The organism is Streptomyces sp. NPDC043680 (assembly GCF_056436685.1).
The window spans coordinates 161,922-179,858 of the sequence record NZ_JBWKCE010000009.1; the positions used below are offsets into that span (position 1 = coordinate 161,922).

Here is a 17,937-nt window from a genome sequence, read left to right on the forward strand (position 1 = left end):
AGCCGCACCTGAGTGATGCGCGTCACATGAACCGGTCCCGGCCGGGGCCCGTGTTCTGACCGCACCACTGGGCGAGGAAGACGGAGAGGGTGAGATGGCCGGACCACTGTGGCCCCGTACACGGCGGGGCTCGACCGATGAGGCACTGATCAGGTCGGTGTACGAGGAGCACGGCCACGCCCTGCTCGCCTACGCCACCCGGCTGACCGGGGACCGGGCCGCCGCCGAGGACGTCGTCCAGGAGACGCTGATCCGGGCCTGGCGCCACTCCGAGGTCCTGGTCAACGGAAAGGGATCGGTCCGCGGCTGGCTGCTGACGGTGGCCCGCAACATCATCACCGACCGCTACCGGGCCAAGGCGGCCCGCCCGGCGGAGGTCTCAGGCGCGGCGGCCGCTCCCCCGGTGGAGGCGGACCACGCCGACGCGGTCGTGGACACCATGACCGTCATGGGGGCCCTGGACCAGCTCTCCCCGGAACACCGGGACGTGTTGAAGGAGTTGTACTACCGCCAGCTCAGTGTCGCGGAGGCCGCCGACAGGCTCGGCATCCCGGCGGGCACGGTCAAATCGCGCTCGCACTACGCGCTCAAGGCCCTGCGCGAGGTCTTCCGGGAGAACAGCTCCCGCGAGAGGAACGCCCGGCAGGGCAGACGAATGGGCAGGCCGCCCCAGCAGCCCGCCGGACTGCAGGAGGTGGTGGCATGAACCGGCAGCGGCACGAGGAGGAACAGCTCGGCCCGTACGTCCTCGGTGTCCTGGACGCGCAGGACGTGCGCCGGGTCGAAGAGCACATGAGCGGCTGCGTGGAGTGCCGGGAGGAGGTGGCCGCGTTGCGGCAGATGGAGGCTGCATTGGGCGAGGTGCCTGCGGAGGCCTTCCTCGACGGCCCGCCCCAGGGCGGCGATCTGCTGCTGCAGCGCACGCTGCGGCAGATGCGGGGCGAGGTGGCGGGCGCGCGGCGGCGCCGGTTCGGTCTCGCGGGGCTTGCCGCCGCGGCCTCGCTGGCGGCCGTGTTCTGGGCCGGGACGCAGTCGGGCGGGGGCGGCGAGACGGTCGCACAGGTTCCGCCGCCGTCCCCGGCGGTCTCGGCTCCCGCGTCCCCGACGGTGCCGGTTCCGGTGCCCGGCACGAGGGTGGCGTCCGCCACCGACGCCCGCACCGGCGCACGGATGACCGTTCAGGTCACCCCCGCCGCCAAGTGGGTACGGGTGCACGCGGCGGTGACCGGGGTGCCCCCGGGGGAGCGCTGCCGACTGGTCGTGGTGGCCAAGGACGGTACGCGGACCACCGCGGGCGGCTGGGTCGTGGGCAGCCAGGACAACGGCGAGGGCAAGGGCGCGGCCCTGGACGGCTCGGCGGCGGTGGACCCCGCCGCGGTCAAGGAGGTCCTCGTCGAGAACGAGGCGGGCAAGCCCTTCGTGTCGGTGCCGGTGCGCGCCTGACCGTCCCGCCGGGAAGTCCGGGACCCGGGAAAGTCCGGGCGGCCGCAACGGCCGCCCGGACCTGCACCGGAGCATCCGGCCCCGGCCGAAACACGTTTCCCGGCGCCCGGCCCCCGCGGGCACGCTGACCCCATGTCACGGACTGCCGCACACCTGCTCGCCTCCCTCGATCCGCTCCCGTACGCGGACCGTCTGCGTGCGGGACGCCGCCCGGGAGGTCATGACGCACCGGGAGTGAGGGGCCGGGTGGGGAACCGGGAGGGCGGGGCCGGGCGTCTGTGGGACCGGGGGTGACGGACCGGGGGATGTCCCGGGATGTTCACCGACCATATGGGCCGATCATCGCATAGCGCTCCATGACATCCTGTGACGTCACAACTCGCCGGACGGGATCGGCGGACGTCCGGAACATATGGGGAAGGTCCATGAGGCTCTGCTTCCTGGTGGAGGAGCACTACCGCCACGACGGCATGCCGAACGAGGTGATCCGGCAACTGGTCGCGTGGGGCCACCGGGTGGACGTGGTGCGGCCCGGCGGATCGCTGCTGCGGATGAGCGAGGTGGTGGCGGCCGGCACGCACGACGCCTGGGTGCTGAAGACGGTGTCCGGCGGGCCGGGGCTGACGCTGCTCGAAGCGGCAGCCGCCGCCGGGATGACCACGGTCAACGACGCCCGGTCGATCCGAGGAGTCCGGGACAAGGCACTGGCCGCCGCCATCGGGCGCACCGGGAACCTGCCGGTGCCGGCGACGTACGCCGTGGCGCGGCCGGAGCTGCTGCGGGAGATACCGGGCGCCGAGTACCCGCTCGTCGTCAAGCCCGCGGACGGCAGCTCGGGGCGGGCGGTGCACCTGGTGTCCTCGCCGGAGCAGCTGGAGGCCCTGCTGCCGGAGCTGGCGGGCGAACGCCTGCTCATCGCCCAGCCGTACGTGCCCAACTGCGGCACCGACATCAAGGTGTACGCGGTCGGCGGCGAGCTGTACGCCACCGAGCGCTGCTCCCCGCTGCACCCGGATCCCTCGGTACGGGAGCGGCGGGTGCCGCTGTCGGCGGAGGTCGCCGCGATCGCCGCGCAGGTCGGGCAGGTGTACGGGCTCGATCTGTACGGAGTGGACGTGCTGCTGGGCCCGCACGGGCCGGTGGTCGTGGACGTGAACGACTTCCCGAGCTTCCGCCAGGTCCCCGATGCGGCGGCCCGGGTGGCGCGTGCGGTGCTCGGGCTGGCGGCGGCCGGCGGGGCGGCGGTCCGTCCGGCGCCGTCGCCGCCGCGGGAGCTTCCGGTGTCGATCCCGGCCCAGGCGACCGTCTCGCGGGTGGGCGAGGTCCGGTGAGGATCTGCCTGATCACCCCGGACCCGGACCACCCGCTGCTGGCCGCTGCGGCCGCGTTGCTGCGCGCCGCCGGACACGGGGTGGAGTCGCTGGACCCGGCGGCGGCCGGCCCTCCGTCCGATGACCTGGCCGACGTGTACCTGCTCAAGTCGAAGACCCCGCAGGGGCTGGCCCTGGCCCGGGAGCTGGAGGGGCGCGGGGTGCCCGTGGTCAACTCCGCCGCGGCGACCACGCTCTGCCAGGACCGCACGGCGATGGCGGAGCTGGCGGCGCGCGCCGGACTGCCGTTCGCGGGGACCCGTACGTACGACACCCTTACGGCCTGGGCATCCGGCGGGCCGCTGCGCTCCCCCGTGGTCGTCAAGAGCCGCTACAGCCGCCGCCACGACCTGGTGGCCCGGGTCGGCGACCCGGTGCGGCTGCGGGAGCTGGCGGCCGCGTGGCCCGAGGAACCGGTGGTGGTCCAGGAGTTCGCCCCGAACAGCGGCTGGGACCACAAGCTGTGGGCGATCGGGGACCGGCTCTTCGCCGCCCTGCGCCTCTCCGAACTCGCGCCCGGCTCAAACCGGGACCCGGCCCGGCCGCTCGCCGTGGCCGAACTGCCGGACGGCTGGACGGAGCTGGTGCGCCGGGCCGGGGAGGTGTTCGCGCTGGACGTCTACGGGGTCGACATCATCGACTCGGGCGGCGGCACCCCGCTGATCGTGGACATCAACGCCTTTCCCGGGATCCGGGGGCAGGCCGGCGCGCCACAGGCGCTGGCCTCCCTCGCACTGGACCGGGCCGGCGTCGGCACCGGCGCGTGAGGCCCGGACAGGGAGAATCGGCACTGCGGGAGCGTGTCGGCGGGGCGGGACGGCGGCGGGCCCGGTGAGGATCGGCGGATGGGCTTCGTCCTGCCGGTCCTCTGCGCGCTGTTCGCGGCCTTCAGCAACGCGCTGGCCACCGTGCTCCAGCGCCGGGCCGCGCTCACCGTGCCGCAGAGCAAGGGCTTCCGCCCCGGGCTGGTCCTCGACCTGCTGAAACGGCCCGTGTGGCTCTTCGGGATCCTGGCCGTGATCGCCGCCGGAGTGGGCCAGGCCGCCGCCTTGGCCACGGGCGCGCTGGTCCTCGTACAGCCGCTGTTCGTACTGGAATTGCCGCTCGCGCTGATGATCGCCTCGCTCGCGGCGCGGCAGCGGCTGCGGGGCGCACTGTGGCTGTCCGTCACGGCGGTGGTCGTCGGGCTGGGGGTGGCGCTGGTGGCGGCCTCGCCCGACGGGAACCGCACGCACGTACCGCTCGACCGGTGGTTCCCGGCCCTCGGGGCGTGCGCGGGCGCGGCGGTGGCCCTGGCGGCGGCCGGACTGCGGCGACCGCCGGGACGGGCCCGGGCCGGCTGCCTGGGCGGCGCGACCGCCATCTGCTATGCCCTGACGGCCGCCCTGATGAAGGACTCCGTGCCCCTGCTCGGCGAGGGCGGTGTCGGCGCGTTCCTGACCGCCTGGCAGACGTACGCCTTCGGCGCGACGGGGATCTGCGCCCTGCTGCTGCTCGAACACGCCATGCAGGGCGGGCCGCTGGTGGCCTCCCAGCCCGCGCTGACGCTGGGCGACGCGAGCGTCAGCGTGATGCTGGGGGTGGTGCTGTACGAGGAGCACCTGCGTTCCGGGTGGTGGGTGCTCCTGCAGGTGCTGGGGATCGCGCTGATCTGCGCGGGAGTCATCGCCCTGGCCCGGGCCGGCGAGGGCGCGCCCTGACATCCGGCGGCGGCCGGGGGCCGTGGACGGCCTGCCCTGAGGCGGCCGTCCGTGCCTGGGCTACGATCACCGCGCACTGATCAGATGACTTTCCAGGAGGTGGCCGGTGGGCGTCAGCCCTCACGGCAGAGTGCCGGTGTCCGTGGCCGCGCTGTGCATACGCGGTGTGCTGGTGGGCGGGGTGCTCGCGGGCGCTCTGCTGCTCGCCGGGTGTTCCGGGGGCAAGGCCCCGACCGCGGACAAGCCGGGGTCGCCGACGCCGAGCGCGAGCCCGAGCGCGCCGGCGAGCACCAGCCCGGCAGCGTCCCCTTCAGCGACGACCACCACGGCGGGAACGACCGCTCCCCCGTCCGAGCCGGACGAGACACCGGCCCCGGGGGCCACTCCGGGTGCGCGGCCGAAAACGTCCACCGCGCCCCGCACGGCGATCCCCCAGAACCCCTACCACGGCCCCAACCCGCCCCCGGCGCCGCCGCACACCCCGACGCCGAACTGGACGCCCTGGAAGCCGGACCTGAACGACCCTTCGATCCCCACCTACACGGTGCCGCCGCTCCCCTGACCCCGGTGCCGGCCCGGGGTGCCGGGTCAGGCCCCGGGCTGCCGGTCATGCCTCCGGCAGGCCCGTGACCTCGCGGACGTGGCGCAGGCTCCGGCCGAGCAGGACCGCATGGAGCTCCTGGAAGAGCCGGCGGGCCGCCACCGCGTTCCAGTCGGCCGGCAGGAGCTCGCTCGGCAGTCCCGGGTCGAGGTAGGGCAGACGGCGCCACTGGGTGAGCAGCGGCACGTAGTGGCGGAACGCCTCGGCCGCGGCCGGCTCCCCCTCGGCCGCCAGGCGCGCGGCCACCGGCGCGTAGGTGTCGGCGAAGGCGGCGTAACGCGTCTGGATGGCGGGGAAGTCCCACCAGGAACCCACCGTCTCCGGCAGGTCGCTGAAGGCGGCGTACTCGGCGGCGAACAGGTGCGTTCGCTTCCGGCCCCTATGACGGCAGGGGTGCCTCGGCGTAGGCGCCGGAGAGCAGGCGTCCCGCCCCCGGCGCGACGGCCGGCAGGCCAAGGGCCCGCAGCATCTGGTGGGCGGTGCAGACGGCCGCGGACACCACGGGCTTGCCCAGGAGCTGCTCGGCTTCCTCGATGGCGCCGAGCGAGGGCATCTGCACGCACGCGGAGAGCACGACCGCGTCGGCTTCCGCGTGGTCCAGGGCCCGGGCGAGGCCGGGCAGCCGGGCCGGGTCGTGCGCGGCCACGTCCAGGTTGTCCGGGATCTCCAGGGCTTCGTAGTCGAGGACCTCGATGCCCTCGTGGGTGAGGTAGTCCACGACGGTCCGGGTCAGGGGCCGCATGTACGGGGCGAGCAGGACGATCTTCCGGGCACCGATGGTGTGCAGTCCGTGCACCAGGGCCCCCGCGCTGGTCACCACGGGGGCCGGTGCGCCGTTCTCCGCCGTACGGGCGTGCAGCCGCTCCTGGGAGACGCGGTGGTAGCCGAGGCCCATGCTCATGATGGCGACGAGGCAGGCGTAGCCGAGTACGTCGACCCGGGCGTCGGACAGCTCCTGCGCGCAGCGGTCGGAGTCGGCGTCCATGGCCTTGAGCTGCTCGGGGGTCACGTGCGTCATGCGCATCCGGCTGGAGTGGAAGGTGAACCGCTCGTCGGGTACGAGGGCCTGACGGGCGCGCAGGATGGCGGGGATCTCCGTCTCCATGGTGACGTTGGAACTCGGCACGATCTGGCCGATGCGGTAGGTGCTGGGCGGCACGGGCACTCCTGGGAAGGGCGGGGCGGCGGATGGGGTTCAGCGGGCGTCGACGACGGGGTTGGCGAGGGTGCCGATCCCCTCGACGGTCGCCTCGACCGTGTCACCGGGGAGCAGGAACTGCGGCGGCACCATGCCGGCGCCCACTCCGGAGGGTGATCCCGTCGCGATGACGTCGCCGGGCTCCAGGGTCATGCCGGAGCTGATGTCGGCGATGAGCCGGGCGATGGGGAAGAGCATGTGCCGGGTGTTCGACTTCTGCTTGGTGACCCCGTTGACACGCAGCGAGAGGTCCAGGTCCATGGGGTCGGGGATGGCGTCCGCCGTGACGACGACCGGTCCGAAGGGCGCGTACGAGTCCTGTCCCTTGGAGAAGAACCACTGGCCGGGCGCTGGTGGAGGCGGCCCGTACGCTGCCCACCTCAGGGCCCGCCTCCGGCGACGGGCTGCTGCCGGTGGACCCGGCGGCCGCCGTCGGGCGCGGCGCCTGGAACAAGGTGCCGGTGCTGATCGGCAGCACCCGCTCCGAGTCGCGGTTCTTCCTCGCGCTGACGCAGCCGTACCTGACGCCGGAGCAGTACGCCGCGCAGGTGCTGGCGGGGTACGGGGCGGCGGCGCCCGAGGTACTGGCCCGGTATCCGGTGTCGGCTTACGGGTCCGCGTACCTGGCGCTGTCGGCGGTCCTGACCGACTCGACCTTCGCCTGCCAGACGGCGTGGACGGCGCAGTTGTTCGCAGCACAGGTCCCCACCTACGCCTACGAGTTCGACGACCCGGACTCGCCGACCCTGGCCGGGGCTCAGGTGCCCGGCCTGGACGAGTCCAACGCGCACAGCGCCGAACTGGCCTACCTGCACGACTTCACGATGGGTGGGCGTCCCCTGACCCCCGTGCAGGAGGCGCTCGCGACCCGGATGAAGCGGTACTGGGGCGCCTTCGCGCGCCGCGGCGCCCCGGCGGTGCCGGGGCAGGCGGCCTGGCCGGCGACCGGGGGCGGCCCGGCCGGCGGCACGGTCCTCACCCTGCATCCCGGGGCCACGCGCACGAGCAGCACGTTCTCGGCCGACCACCAGTGCGCGGTCTGGCGGACGCAGCCGCCGCGGCCGGTCTGAGTCCGCCGGAGGCGCCGCGCTGACCCCGCCACCGCCTCAGCTGCGCGCCCGCCTGCCCCGGGCGCGCAGCAGCAGGGCGCCGAGCGCGGCCAGGAGGACGAGGAGGACGCCGGCGACCGTCAGGATCCAGGTCGGGACACCGCCGACGGTGCTCAGTTCGTACCGGTAGACGTAGCGGCGGTAGGGGGTGTCGGCGGCGGTCGCGCGCAGGACGTGGTCGCCGTCGATCAGCGCCGGTTGGGGGAACCGCTGGTCGATCGCGGTGAGGTAGGTCTGCTTGCCGCCGGTGAGCGCGGCGAGGGCGCCGTCGGGGGCGACGGTCCCCGCGAAGGTGACCTCGGGCGCCGCGCCGCCGATGCGGGAGGCCGGCTCCATCCGGTGGTCGGCGAGGATGTAGAGGCCCAGAGCCTGAGGCGTCTTGGCGAGCCGGGAGAGCCGCATGGGGTAGACCAGGCGGTCGCTGTCGAAGCGGATCAGCAGCGGGTCGAGGCTGCCCAGCAGGGGCCTGCCCTTCTCACGGGGGGCGAGGCGTACGGCGACGTACTCCCATTTCTGGTCGACGTACGGCTTCAGTTCGGTGGCGAGGCCGTCGGGCAGCTTGAACCCGTTGTCCTCCAGCCAGTTGCGCAGCGCGTCGGGGTCGGTGGCGGTGAGGCGTGCCACGTCGAAGTCGCCGAGCTGCTCGCGGCCGACGACGCCGACCGGCGCGGCGTCGCCCGGCAGCGGGGCTGCGGCCGTGTCGCCGGAGGCCGAGGAGAAGGGCCAGTCCTTGTCGCGCGGCCAGAAGTACGTACGGGTCCTCTGCGCGGGGCTGGTCAGTGCGTCCAGCTGGGTGAAGAGGGCGCCGTCGGACCGCTCCACGGTCGCCCGCCCGGGCACCGGCATGATCCAGGCCGCCCGCTTGGCGTCGCCGCGTACGGTGAACCGCATGACGATCTGTTCCGTGTGCCCGTCCCAGCGCACGACGGAGGTCTCCCGCTCCACCCCGATGCGGGAGGTGCCGTCAGGGATCATCGCCCCGCAGCCGCAGGCGTAGGCCGGGCTGACCAGGGAGCCGATCTGGGTCGCGAGCAGGGCCAGCAGCAGGGCCAGGATTCTTCGTTTCATCCACACGGGATCACAGACGACGGCCCGGATGATCCGGTTCCGGTGATCTGGTTCCGGCCACCGTCGCGGCAGGGAGGGGGGCTCTGGTCCGCCGTGTTGGCCTGATCCCATACTTCTCCCATGAGAGGGAAGGACAAGGTGCGCTCCAGCCCGATGGTGCCCGACACCGTCGCGGCGGAGATCGCGCGGCACGACTGGGATTCCGTCGAGTGCGGCTGCCGGCGCTCCGCGGGGCATCTGGTGGACACGCTGTGGGATGCGGCCGAGGGCCATCCGGCGGCCTTCCACGCGCTGGAAGGGCATGCCTTCCAGTCGGGCGTCCTGCGGCCGCCCGCGCCCGCGGTCTGCGGGGTGCTGATGGCCGTGTGGTCGGCGGGTCCGCCCCGGCAGGCGACCCGGGAGGCCCTGCTGTGGACCCTGGTGTCCCTCCTCGGGTCGGAGGACGACGGCAGCTCGCACGAGGCCGGGCTGTACGGGCAGTGCGCGGCGTTCGTCCGCGTGGGCCTGCCCCTGCTGCGCAGGGAGCGGGCTGCCCGCCCGGGCTCGGCCACGGCCGCCTACGTGGACGGCATCGAAAGCCTCCTGGGCCCGGCCGCCTGAGGACGCCGGCCGGGCCGCGGAGCCGCCGGGTCCTCCTCAGAAGGGTTCCGCGGCCAGGAGCAGCCGCCGGGGCAGGTAGGGGGACTCGACCCGGATGTTCCAGCCCCGCCGACGGGCGTGGCAGGCCAGGGCGAGGACGTTGAGGTCGATCGCGGCGTCGGCGTCGCCGGCGCGGTCGGCCACCTGGTAGTGGTCGCGGTGGGCTTCGAGGGCGTCGGCCAGGGCCAGGTTGAAGCTCTCCTCGTCCCCCTCCACGAGCTGCGACAGGAGGACCGCGGGCGGCGGGAAGAAGCCCCAGTCCTTGGCCCTCCCGACCTCCTGCAGCGCCCGCTCCGCCGCCGGCCCGGGGTCGACGCCCCTCAGGTAGGCGTGCAGGGCCTCCCGGTACGCGGCGAAGGCGGAGCCGTCCTTGCCGGTCCACCCGGGGCCGGTGAGGACCAGGGGGGCGAGGTCCTCGCGTACCCCGGTGATCAGGGCGAAGGCGGTGGCGTTCTCCCAGGCGCCGGCGCCCGCCTCCTCGTCCCGGGCAGCCGGGTAGCGGAGGGTCCGGCCGTCGATGGTCACCTCGGCCTCGGTGCCCGGCTCGGCGAGGGCGATGCGGAACAGGGCCGCGCCGAGCTGGGAGGCGAGCCGCAGGTGGGCGAGCTGGGCGTCCGTGGCGTCGGCGGAGTTTCCGGCGTGCCACTTGAAGAGGAGCTCCTGGTAGCGCAGGGCTCTCCCGAGCCGCCAGGCGGCGAGGGGCTTTCCGTCCGCCGGGGTGAGGGCCTCCCGGGTGTATCGGTCGAACAGGGCCTCGCTCTCGGGGTTCACGTTCCGGTCGAGTACCGGGCGCTCGACCACCAGCGGGCCGGCGGCCAGCGCGGCGACCGCGTCCGGACGCCGGTCGCGGCCGAAGCCGCCGACCCTCGGGCCCCGGGTCTCGAAGCCGGTGACGAGGGCGTGCGGGAGGTAGTCGGTGCGCAGCGCCGATGTCCAGCCCAGGCTCCGGTACGCGAGCGCGGCCAGGCCGAGCGGCAGGAGCGGGAGGAGGCTGCTGGGCGGGGCGTCGGGGCCGTGCAGGGCGGTGTACCGGAGGAGGAGGCCGGTCAGTGCGGAGTCGAAGGCCTCCCGGTCCTGGGCGGCCAGCGCGCGGAGGGCCTTCAGCGCCACGCTGTCCGGCCGGTCGAGGAGGCTTTCGCCGGTCTCCTCCTCCCGGCGGCGGATGCGGGCCAGCGCGGCGTCGATGGCGGCGAGCTTCGCCTGCGCGCTCGGCGGGTAGTCCTGGTCCTCGTCGCCCGTGTCGCCGAGGACCTGCGCCGTGAACCCGGTGGCGAGCTCGCCGGCGGGGCTGCCTTGCGCCTCCTCCTCGAACTTGCGGCGGGCGAAGTGGAAGGCCTCACCGTGCCATTCGGTCTTGTCCGTGAGGATCGCGAGGCAGAACGCGTCGATCCACTCGCCCGGGGTGACGCTTTCCTCGGCGTCGTCCTCGTCGCGGGGGTCGTAGCTGATCCCGAAGTTCACGTAGTCGAGGAAGACCTGGAAGGTGCAGTGCGGGTGGTACGCCGCGAAGGCGACGGCGCCGGCCGCGGCCTCGGTGGCGTCCTTGAGGGCCGCCTTGGCCTCCGGGGTGTCGAGGCCGGGCGTCTCGACGGAGAGGGCGCCCAGGTAGTCGAGGAACTCCTCGGCTATCGACTGCCACTCGTAGGTGGCCATCCGGCCGGCCTTCGACAGGGACCGGACCTGTCCCCCGATCCGGTTCGCGAAGTCCTCGCGCGCCGCTGAAAGGACTGCCTGGCCTACCTGGTGACGCTCTATCCGCACTGCACTGCTCCTTGATCACGGGCCTTGCGGACAGCCTAGGCGCGGGGTCCGACAAGGCGGGTGCCACGGCTGGCCGGGAGTCCTGGCCCGCATCGAACCGGCGCGCGCGTCGTAGCCCGTCCCCCGGCCTGAGCAGCCCCGTGGTGACCGCGCCGCCGGAACGGCGACTCGGGGAGGGCTGAGCGGCCGGGCGGGGCCTACCCCGCGCACGCGCTCGTGCCCGTGGCGGCAGCCGCGGCGGCAGCGGCCTCGGCGATGGCGTGCGGCAGCCAGTCCGCGGTACGGCCGAAGCCGAAACCGAGGTCCGCGGCCCGGGAGTTGTCCATGGCGTAGGCGCGGTCGAAGGAGAACGGCGAAGCCACGGCTCCGTTCGCGACGACCCGGTAGCGCGGCCGTCGCCCGAGCTGCCCGCCGACCAGCTCGCACAGGCCCCGTACGTCCAGCGAGCCGTGGGAGGCCGCGTCCACCGCACCGGTGAAGGTCTGTCCGGCCGTCCACTGCAGGAAGCGCGCGATCTCCCGGTGGTGGATGAAGGAGGTGGCGTAGGGCGTCTCGTGGACCTCGACCGGGTCGCCCGCGCCGATCCGCTCGACGTAGTGCGCGAGGCGCCCGGTGAACTCCGCCCGGCCGCCGCCCAGCACGTGCGCCGTCCGCACGGCGACACCGGGGAAGGCGGGATCGCCCAGCAGGACGGCCTCGGCCTGCCGCTTGCCCTCGGCGTACGCGCGGGCCTCGGCGGTCGGCGGCGCGGGGTCGTACACCTCCATCGTGGAGGTCATCACGTACCGTCCGGTCCGCCCCGCGAAGACGCGGCGCGCGACGGCGGCCTGGGCCGGCGTGTAGCAGACCTGGTCGATGACGGTGTCGAAGGTGCGCGGGCCCAGCGCGGCGAGCAGTTGAGCCTCGTCGTCGCGGTCGGCGACGAGGCGGGCGACACCGCGGGGCGGGTCCGCCGAGCCGCGGTTGAGGACGGTGACCGCGCTGCCGGCTTCGCGCTCCAGGGTGACCAGGTGTTTTCCGAAGTACCGGCTTCCGCCGATGACGAGGACGCTTCGCATGGGGTCGACTCTGCCGCGCTATCGTCCTCAGCAGAACTGATCACTTGCTGAACCGGTATGAAGGAACACTGATGATCGATGTGCAGCGGCTGCGGGTGCTGCGGGCCGTCGCCGAGCACGGCAGCTTCAACAAGGCGGCCGGGGCGCTGCTGCTGACTCCGTCCGCCGTCTCCCAGCACATCGCCGCGCTGGAACGGAGCCTCGGCCACCCGGTGGCGGTGCGCAGCACGCGCGGCGTCACGCTCACCGAGCCGGGGCGGCTGCTGGTGGAGGCGGCGGAGACGATCGCGGCCGAACTGGACCAGGTCCGCAGCGCCATCGACCGGCTCACCGCGGCACGCCCCCGGCTGACGGTCGCGACCTTCACGAGCGGCGGCCGGCATCTGCTGCCGCAGGCGTTGTCCCGGTTCGTGGCCGCATGTCCCGAGGTCGAACTGACGGTGGTGGAGGCCGAACCGGAGGCGGCCGTGCCGATGGTGCGCAGCGGGGCGGCGGACCTCGCCCTCGCCTACCACTTCGACGGGCCGCCGCCTCGGCGCAGCGGGCTCGACTGGACGCCGCTGATGGAGGATCCGCTGTGGCTGGTCCTGCCGCACGACCACCGGCTGGCGGACCGCCCCTCGCTCGCGCTCACCGAACTGGGCGCCGAGCGCTGGGTGTTGGGCTGCCTGAAGACGGAGGCCTTCCTGCGCCGGTATGCGGAGCTCGCCGGCTTCGACCTGCGGGTGGCGGCCTCGACCACCGACTACTTCTTCGCCCAGACCCTGGTCGGGGCGGGCGTCGGCGTCTCGCTGATCCCGCACGTGGCCCTGGCCGCGCCGCAGTCCTGCGCGGTCGTCCGGATCGAACCCGCGCGCCCCGCCCGGCACATCGGGGTGGCCGCTCCCCGCCGTCGCCGCCCCCAGCCGTACGCCGCGGCACTCACCGAGGCCTTGGCCCAGGCGGTACGGCCCTGACGACACCCCTGGCCGGCCCAGGGGGTGTCCGGCCCGGCGTGCCGACAGGCGGCCGTGCGGATGCCGGCGGCGAGGTGCTCGTACGTCTGCTCGCCGGCGCCGACCCCCTGGGCGGAGGCGGCTGCCGCCGAACCGGCGCTGCCGGTCCCGGTGATGGAGAACTGATTCGGCGCGTCACCTCCGGCGGTCGGGTGTCGTTAGGCGCTCGGGGTTGACTCTGGGGGCGAAGGGATGACGGAATGCGGCAGTTTCCTCTGGAGATGCACCACATGGCACCCGGCAGGGTCGTCGAGTGGCGCCTGCGGTCCACGGCGGCGCCTGCGTCGGCGGAGGGGGACGGGGAGGGCCGGAGGGCGGCCTCCTTCAACCAGGACAAGCACTTCACCGTCGCCGAGGAGAGCCGCGGCGCCGACGACCCCGTCGCCTCCTGGATCGCGGTCACCTTCGAGGTCGCGGGGGCTCTGGACGAGCAGGCCTTGAACCGGGCCCTGCTGGCCTTCGTACGACGGCACGAGGTGCTGCGGTGCGAGTTCCGGCGGCTCGCCGGTGAGTTGGCGTGCGAGCCCATCGCGGCCGACGAACTGCTGTTGGAGGCGTCGGAGGTGGCGGCCTTCGACTCCTCGCAGGCGCTGCGCGGCTTCCTCGTCGAGCGGTTCCGGCGCAGCATCGACACCCTGTCCTGGCCGCTGTTCACCATGGGCGCCGTGCTGCGCGAGGACTCCGCCACCGTGTACCTGGCCTTCGACCACATCGTCTGCGACGGCATGTCGATGCCGATCGTGGTCCACGAGGTGCAGAGCGCGTACGAGGCCTTGTGCCGGGGTGAGGACCCGGCCCTGCCCCCCGCGCCGAGCTACCTCGACTTCGCCGACGAGCAGCGCCGGCGCTACCTCTCCATCGACGCCTCCGACCGGCGGCTGGACTACTGGAAGGCGTTCATCGCCCGCAACGGCGAGTTCTTCCCCCGGTTCCCGCTCGAACTCGGGGTGGAGCCGGACCGGATGTACCCGATCGTCAACGAGGCCTCCCTGCTGCTGGACGCCGGCGAGGCCGAGGTGTTCGAGAAGGCGTGTTCCGTGGCCGGCGGCAAGCCGTTCATGGGTGTGCTCGCGGCGGTCGCCGTGTGTCTGCGCGAGGCCGGGGGCCCCGGCGTGTACCGGGGGTTCATGCCGGTCAGCGAGCGCGGCCGGGCCGGCTGGGCGAACTCGGTGGGCTGGTTCGTCAACACCATGCCGATCGAGTTCGACGCCTCGCCGGGCCGTGACTTCGGCCAGGTCATGGCCGGCGTACGGGAGGGGTTCGGGGAGATGATCGGCCATCTCGACGTGCCCTTCGTCCGGGCCTGGGAGCTGCTGGCCCCGCGGGAGTTCGCCGCCCGTTCCTGGCCGTACCCGGTGAACTTCTTCTCGTACATCGACATGCGCAAGAGTCCGGGCGCCGAGCGGCACGAGGACTGGCGGCCCACCTCCCACGTGTGGTCGGCGCGCGCCAACGGGGCCTGCTCCTGGTTCCAGCGGGACGCGGACGGGCTGCACATGAACTCCATCTACGTGGACACCGCCGCGGCCCGCCGCACCATGGACGGCTTCCAGGAGGCGCTGCGGGAGACGGTCCGGGAGATCGCCCGGCACGGTTCCTTCCGCCGGCCGGTCGCGCTCACGGCACCGAGGCGGCCGGTGCGCGGCCCGCTGGACGCGGCCGCTTCCGCCGGCCTCCGCTGAGCAGCGCGAGCAGGCGGGAACAGGCGGGAACAGGGGGAAAGCGTTGGCGCACGGTCCGGGCCGTCACTCCGGACCGGAGTCCGGGGCCTCCGCCCCGGTGCGGAGCCGGGCCGCGCGCCGCACCAGCAGCGCCTGCTCCTGCGCATTACGGGTGAGCGAGGCGGCTCGTTCGAACTCGGCACGGGCCTCCTCCGGGCGGCCCAACCGCTCCAGCAGGTCGCCCCGTACGCTCGGCAGCAGGTGGTAGGAGCGCAGGGCCGGCTCGTCGGCCAGGGCATCGACGAGCGGGAGCGCCGCCGCGGGCCCCTCGGCCATCGAGACGGCGACCGCCCGGTTGAGCTCGACCACCGGCGAGGGCAGCAGGCTGACCAGCCGGCCGTAGAGCGTGGCGATCGCCGCCCAGTCGGTGTCCTCGTAGCGCACGGCCGCCGCGTGGCAGCCGGCGATCGCGGCCTGGACGGAGTACGGACCGCTGCCCGCGCGGGCCAGGGCCTCGACTCCGCGGCGGATGAGCATCCGGTTCCACCGGGTCCGGTTCTGGTCGGCGAGCAGCACCGGCGCGCCGTCCGGGCCGGTGCGGGCGGCGATCCGGGAGGCCTGGAACTCCAGCAGCGCCGCGAGCCCGTGCACCTCGGGCTCCTCGGGCATCAGCGCGGCCAGGAGCCGGGCCAGTCTGAGCGCGTCCTCGCAGAGGGCGGGTCGCACGAGGTCGTCGCCCGCGGTGGCCGCGTACCCCTCGTTGAAGACCAGGTAGATCACCTCCAGGACGGAGGCGAGCCGCTCCTCGCGGTCGGCGCCGTACGGGACCTCGAACGGCACCCCGGCCTTGGCCAGGGCCCGCTTCGCCCGGACGATGCGCTGGGCGACGGTCGGTTCGGAGGTGAGGAAGGCGCGGGCGATCTCCTGTGTGGTCAGACCGCCCATCAGGCGCAGGGTGAGCGCGATCCGGGCGTCCGTGGCCAGCACGGGATGGCAGGCGGTGAAGACCAGCCGCAGCAGGTCGTCGTCGATGTCGTCGGGGGCCGTGGGCTCGGCGGGCGGCGGCACGTCCTCAAGGGTCCGGCCCACCTCGGCGAGCTTGCGCGCGTAGGTCTCCTTGCGGCGGACGAGGTCGATGGCGCGGTGCTTCGCGGTGGCCGTGAGCCACGCACCCGGTTTCTCCGGGACACCCGACTGGGGCCACTGTTCCAACGCGGCGACCAGGGCGTCCTGGGCGATCTCCTCGGCGATGCCGACGTCTCGCACGATGCGCGTGACGGCGGCGATGATCTGCGCCGACTCGATCCGGAACACCGCTTCGACCGCCTGCGCCGTACGTTCTTCCGTCACGGCCACCCATCAGACCAGCCGTGACGGATCCGGGCAAACAGCCCGGCGGACCGGTCGTGCGACCGGCGCCGGTGCCGGTCCCCGCGACCGGCTCGCCGCGATCAGCCTTCGTCGATCTGGCGCAGCTCGGCGCCGACCGTCCAGTGCTCGGGGTGGATCTCCAGGAACCGCTTCGTCCACTCCAGCGCCTCGGCCTTGTCCTTGGCCTGGAGGATGGCGTAGCCGCCGACGACCTCCTTGGTCTCGGTGAACGGGCCGTCGGTGTAGCTCAGCTTTCCCCCGGACCAGGTCACCCGGGTGCCCTCGGAGGTGGGCAGCAGCCCTGCGGTGTCCAGCATGACCCCGGCCTTGGTGATCTCCTCCAGGAGTGCGCCCATGCGCTGCTGGAAGTCCTCGGGGAAAGCGGTGTCGGCGGGCAGGCTCTGCTCGTCGATACGGATCAGGGAAAGGAAGCGCGGCATGGTGACTCCTCGGTCGTGCGGGCGGGGCCTTTCCCCGCGGCTCACCCTTGTGTCGAACGGGCGGCGCCGGGATCGACAGCTCCCGGGAAATTCTTCGGAGAAGTTTCCGGGACGGCGACCGCAGGTCCGCGCAGCCCCGGGCCCGGTCCGGCCCGGCGGCACGCGCAACCGGCGCGGTAGGCCGGGCCGCGTCGGCCCGGCTGCCGCTACCCGCGAGTAGGATCACGGCCCCCGGCCGTCCTTCCGAGAGGAAACCCCATGCCGCGCACTCCTTCGTCCCCCCTGCTGCTCGCCGGCCTCCTGGCCACGGCGGGTGTGGCACACGCCGTCAAGCCGCAGCAGTTCGATGCGATCGTGCCCCGCTCCCTGCCCGGCACCCCGCGCCAGTGGACGTACGCGAGCGGCGCGGCCGAGCTGGCGCTCGCCGCGGGCATCGCCCATCCGCGGACCCGCCGGGTGGCGGCGCTGGCCGCGGCGGCGTTCTTCGTCGGCGTGTTCCCCGCCAACGTCAAGATGGCCGTCGACGCGCGCCGCCGCTCCACCGCCGTCCAGGCCGTCGCGGTCGGCCGGCTGCCGCTGCAGGTCCCGCTGGTCCTGTGGGCCCGCAAGGTGAGCCGGGGCGCCGCCGCCGCGAGCTGACCCCCCGCCGCGCCGCCCGGGCCGGGCCCCGGCCGCCCGGGCCCGGCCCGTCCGGCCCGGGCTCACGGGCTGTCACCCGTCCAGTCCCAGCGGTCCGGATCGCTCGCCCGGCGCCGGTAGTGGGCGCGGCCACCGGCTCCGTACCGCCCTATTTCCGTGGGGAGCCTGGCCTCCTCGGCGCGCTGCTCCGCACTCCACCCCGTGATGTCGAGGAGGAGCCCGTCGAGGGGGCCGCCCACGAGTTCGCCGTAGACGTGCCCGGGGCGGGCGCCCGGGTCGGGGTCGTCGTGGTCGGCGCCGTAGACCCGGCGCCGCAGCATCCTGTCGTCCATACCGCCCAGCTTCACAGACGGCACTGACAACGGGCCGGCCCGCCCCGGCGGCGATGATGAGGGGGCAGCGCACGTTCCGGATCCACGCAGGAGGAGCTCCACCCATGGCACGTCGGGTACACCATCCACTGGAGAACGAGGAGTTCGACTTCATCCTCGGGATGGCCGGGGGACCGGTTCTCGCCTACTTCATCGGGACCTGGCCCAAGGCGCTGGAGGGGTGCCGCGCCATGGACCCCCTCGTGGCGGAAGCGGCCGAGGAGTACGGCCCGCGCCTGACCGCCGTACGCACCGACATGACCCGCTGCCCCGAGCCGACCAGGCGTTACGGGGTGACCGGGGCGCCCACCGTCGTCATCGTCAAGGACGGTGCGGCCACGGCCAGTCGGAGCGGAGTACTGACCCGGGCGGAGCTCCGGGAGTTCCTGGACGCCCACCTCTGACCCCCGTTTCCCCGTGCGGGCGAAAAGGGGCTGTCTGGCCGAAACTGGCATGGATCAGATAGGTGCCTAGGGCATGTAATGGACTCCGGCGAGACGGAACCACGCCATC

General features: G+C 73.8%; 21 protein-coding genes. 12 read left to right on the forward strand and 9 right to left on the reverse strand.

Annotated elements, in window-relative coordinates; translation table 11 throughout:
- Positions 1–94 precede the first annotated feature (94 nt).
- From AC0666_RS20215 to AC0666_RS20240, 6 genes are all read left to right on the forward strand, one after another.
- Positions 95–706: a sigma-70 family RNA polymerase sigma factor gene (locus AC0666_RS20215; protein WP_468579894.1), complete on the forward strand. Its 612-nt coding sequence runs from the start codon at positions 95–97 to the stop codon at positions 704–706.
- Positions 703–1,443 (forward strand): anti-sigma factor, encoded by a 741-nt coding sequence (locus AC0666_RS20220; protein WP_468964742.1) that lies wholly within the window; start codon positions 703–705, stop codon positions 1,441–1,443. Before AC0666_RS20215 ends, AC0666_RS20220 begins: the two co-directional genes overlap by 4 nt.
- Before the next feature lie 425 nt (positions 1,444–1,868).
- Positions 1,869–2,774, forward strand: a complete 906-nt coding sequence (locus AC0666_RS20225) for an ATP-grasp domain-containing protein (RefSeq protein WP_468964740.1) — start codon at positions 1,869–1,871, stop codon at positions 2,772–2,774.
- A complete protein-coding gene (locus tag AC0666_RS20230; RefSeq protein WP_478708057.1) occupies positions 2,771–3,580 on the forward strand; it encodes an ATP-grasp domain-containing protein in 810 nt (269 codons plus the stop codon). The genes AC0666_RS20225 and AC0666_RS20230 overlap by 4 nt, the downstream gene beginning before the upstream one ends.
- Positions 3,581–3,658: 78 nt before the next feature.
- Entirely contained in the window at positions 3,659–4,513 is an 855-nt protein-coding gene (locus tag AC0666_RS20235) for a DMT family transporter (protein WP_478708058.1), read from the forward strand.
- A 106-nt stretch (positions 4,514–4,619) separates the two neighbouring features.
- Positions 4,620–5,075, forward strand: coding sequence for a hypothetical protein (locus AC0666_RS20240; RefSeq protein ID WP_468964735.1), 456 nt, complete (start codon positions 4,620–4,622; stop codon positions 5,073–5,075).
- A 45-nt stretch (positions 5,076–5,120) separates the two neighbouring features.
- Here the strand turns inward: AC0666_RS20240 and AC0666_RS20245 are convergent, their stop codons facing one another.
- From AC0666_RS20245 to AC0666_RS20255, 3 genes are all read right to left on the reverse strand, one after another.
- Entirely contained in the window at positions 5,121–5,429 is a 309-nt protein-coding gene (locus tag AC0666_RS20245; protein ID WP_478708059.1) for a PaaX family transcriptional regulator C-terminal domain-containing protein, read from the reverse strand.
- Between the two features lie 64 nt (positions 5,430–5,493).
- The gene (locus AC0666_RS20250) at positions 5,494–6,219 is read right to left on the reverse strand and encodes a maleate cis-trans isomerase family protein (RefSeq protein WP_478708100.1); all 726 of its coding nucleotides are present in this window, start codon (positions 6,217–6,219) and stop codon (positions 5,494–5,496) included.
- Between the two features lie 90 nt (positions 6,220–6,309).
- Positions 6,310–6,696 (reverse strand): fumarylacetoacetate hydrolase family protein, encoded by a 387-nt coding sequence (locus tag AC0666_RS20255; protein WP_468965415.1) that lies wholly within the window; start codon positions 6,694–6,696, stop codon positions 6,310–6,312.
- Here AC0666_RS20255 and AC0666_RS20260 point away from each other — a divergent pair.
- On the forward strand, positions 6,666–7,382 hold the full coding sequence (locus tag AC0666_RS20260) for a carboxylesterase family protein (RefSeq protein WP_468964731.1): 717 nt from the start codon (positions 6,666–6,668) through the stop codon (positions 7,380–7,382). The genes AC0666_RS20255 and AC0666_RS20260 overlap by 31 nt on opposite strands.
- Before the next feature lie 36 nt (positions 7,383–7,418).
- On the opposite strand, the gene AC0666_RS20265 is transcribed toward AC0666_RS20260, so the two are convergent.
- Positions 7,419–8,489 (reverse strand): DUF2330 domain-containing protein, encoded by a 1,071-nt coding sequence (locus AC0666_RS20265; RefSeq protein ID WP_468964729.1) that lies wholly within the window; start codon positions 8,487–8,489, stop codon positions 7,419–7,421.
- Between the two features lie 120 nt (positions 8,490–8,609).
- Here AC0666_RS20265 and AC0666_RS20270 point away from each other — a divergent pair, with 120 nt between their 5' ends.
- Positions 8,610–9,089, forward strand: a complete 480-nt coding sequence (locus AC0666_RS20270) for a hypothetical protein (protein WP_468964727.1) — start codon at positions 8,610–8,612, stop codon at positions 9,087–9,089.
- Between the two features lie 36 nt (positions 9,090–9,125).
- On the opposite strand, the gene AC0666_RS20275 is transcribed toward AC0666_RS20270, so the two are convergent.
- Positions 9,126–10,889, reverse strand: a complete 1,764-nt coding sequence (locus AC0666_RS20275) for an immunity 49 family protein (protein ID WP_478708060.1) — start codon at positions 10,887–10,889, stop codon at positions 9,126–9,128.
- 197 nt (positions 10,890–11,086) lie between these two features.
- A complete protein-coding gene (locus AC0666_RS20280; RefSeq protein WP_468964723.1) occupies positions 11,087–11,947 on the reverse strand; it encodes an NAD-dependent epimerase/dehydratase family protein in 861 nt (286 codons plus the stop codon).
- A 71-nt stretch (positions 11,948–12,018) separates the two neighbouring features.
- Between AC0666_RS20280 and AC0666_RS20285 the strand changes: the two genes are divergently transcribed.
- Both AC0666_RS20285 and AC0666_RS20290 read left to right on the forward strand, forming a co-directional pair.
- Positions 12,019–12,903: a LysR family transcriptional regulator gene (locus AC0666_RS20285; RefSeq protein WP_478708061.1), complete on the forward strand. Its 885-nt coding sequence runs from the start codon at positions 12,019–12,021 to the stop codon at positions 12,901–12,903.
- A 239-nt stretch (positions 12,904–13,142) separates the two neighbouring features.
- Entirely contained in the window at positions 13,143–14,624 is a 1,482-nt protein-coding gene (locus AC0666_RS20290) for a condensation domain-containing protein (protein WP_468964720.1), read from the forward strand.
- Between the two features lie 63 nt (positions 14,625–14,687).
- Here the strand turns inward: AC0666_RS20290 and AC0666_RS20295 are convergent, their stop codons facing one another.
- A complete protein-coding gene (locus AC0666_RS20295; RefSeq protein WP_478708062.1) occupies positions 14,688–15,953 on the reverse strand; it encodes an RNA polymerase sigma factor in 1,266 nt (421 codons plus the stop codon).
- 101 nt (positions 15,954–16,054) lie between these two features.
- Complete coding sequence (locus tag AC0666_RS20300; RefSeq protein ID WP_468964716.1) at positions 16,055–16,414, reverse strand: YciI family protein; 360 nt, start codon at positions 16,412–16,414, stop codon at positions 16,055–16,057.
- Between the two features lie 258 nt (positions 16,415–16,672).
- On the opposite strand from AC0666_RS20300, the gene AC0666_RS20305 reads away from it, so the two are divergent.
- Complete coding sequence (locus AC0666_RS20305) at positions 16,673–17,053, forward strand: DoxX family protein (RefSeq protein ID WP_478708063.1); 381 nt, start codon at positions 16,673–16,675, stop codon at positions 17,051–17,053.
- A 62-nt stretch (positions 17,054–17,115) separates the two neighbouring features.
- Here AC0666_RS20305 and AC0666_RS20310 read toward each other — a convergent pair whose 3' ends face one another.
- Positions 17,116–17,385: a hypothetical protein gene (locus AC0666_RS20310; protein ID WP_468964714.1), complete on the reverse strand. Its 270-nt coding sequence runs from the start codon at positions 17,383–17,385 to the stop codon at positions 17,116–17,118.
- Between the two features lie 104 nt (positions 17,386–17,489).
- On the opposite strand from AC0666_RS20310, the gene AC0666_RS20315 reads away from it, so the two are divergent.
- Complete coding sequence (locus tag AC0666_RS20315; protein WP_468964713.1) at positions 17,490–17,828, forward strand: thioredoxin family protein; 339 nt, start codon at positions 17,490–17,492, stop codon at positions 17,826–17,828.
- Positions 17,829–17,937: the final 109 nt, after the last annotated feature.

Coding starts and splice junctions, on each gene's coding strand:
- AC0666_RS20265 (WP_468964729.1), bottom strand. CDS start 8,489: ATGAAACGAAGAATCCTGGCCCTGCTGCTGGCCCTGCTCGCGACCCAG.
- AC0666_RS20280 (WP_468964723.1), bottom strand. CDS start 11,947: ATGCGAAGCGTCCTCGTCATCGGCGGAAGCCGGTACTTCGGAAAACAC.
- AC0666_RS20215 (WP_468579894.1), top strand. CDS start 95: ATGGCCGGACCACTGTGGCCCCGTACACGGCGGGGCTCGACCGATGAG.
- AC0666_RS20305 (WP_478708063.1), top strand. CDS start 16,673: ATGCCGCGCACTCCTTCGTCCCCCCTGCTGCTCGCCGGCCTCCTGGCC.
- AC0666_RS20300 (WP_468964716.1), bottom strand. CDS start 16,414: ATGCCGCGCTTCCTTTCCCTGATCCGTATCGACGAGCAGAGCCTGCCC.
- AC0666_RS20270 (WP_468964727.1), top strand. CDS start 8,610: ATGAGAGGGAAGGACAAGGTGCGCTCCAGCCCGATGGTGCCCGACACC.
- AC0666_RS20315 (WP_468964713.1), top strand. CDS start 17,490: ATGGCACGTCGGGTACACCATCCACTGGAGAACGAGGAGTTCGACTTC.
- AC0666_RS20225 (WP_468964740.1), top strand. CDS start 1,869: ATGAGGCTCTGCTTCCTGGTGGAGGAGCACTACCGCCACGACGGCATG.
- AC0666_RS20285 (WP_478708061.1), top strand. CDS start 12,019: ATGATCGATGTGCAGCGGCTGCGGGTGCTGCGGGCCGTCGCCGAGCAC.
- AC0666_RS20235 (WP_478708058.1), top strand. CDS start 3,659: ATGGGCTTCGTCCTGCCGGTCCTCTGCGCGCTGTTCGCGGCCTTCAGC.
- AC0666_RS20220 (WP_468964742.1), top strand. CDS start 703: ATGAACCGGCAGCGGCACGAGGAGGAACAGCTCGGCCCGTACGTCCTC.
- AC0666_RS20250 (WP_478708100.1), bottom strand. CDS start 6,219: ATGGAGACGGAGATCCCCGCCATCCTGCGCGCCCGTCAGGCCCTCGTA.
- AC0666_RS20310 (WP_468964714.1), bottom strand. CDS start 17,385: ATGGACGACAGGATGCTGCGGCGCCGGGTCTACGGCGCCGACCACGAC.
- AC0666_RS20290 (WP_468964720.1), top strand. CDS start 13,143: ATGCGGCAGTTTCCTCTGGAGATGCACCACATGGCACCCGGCAGGGTC.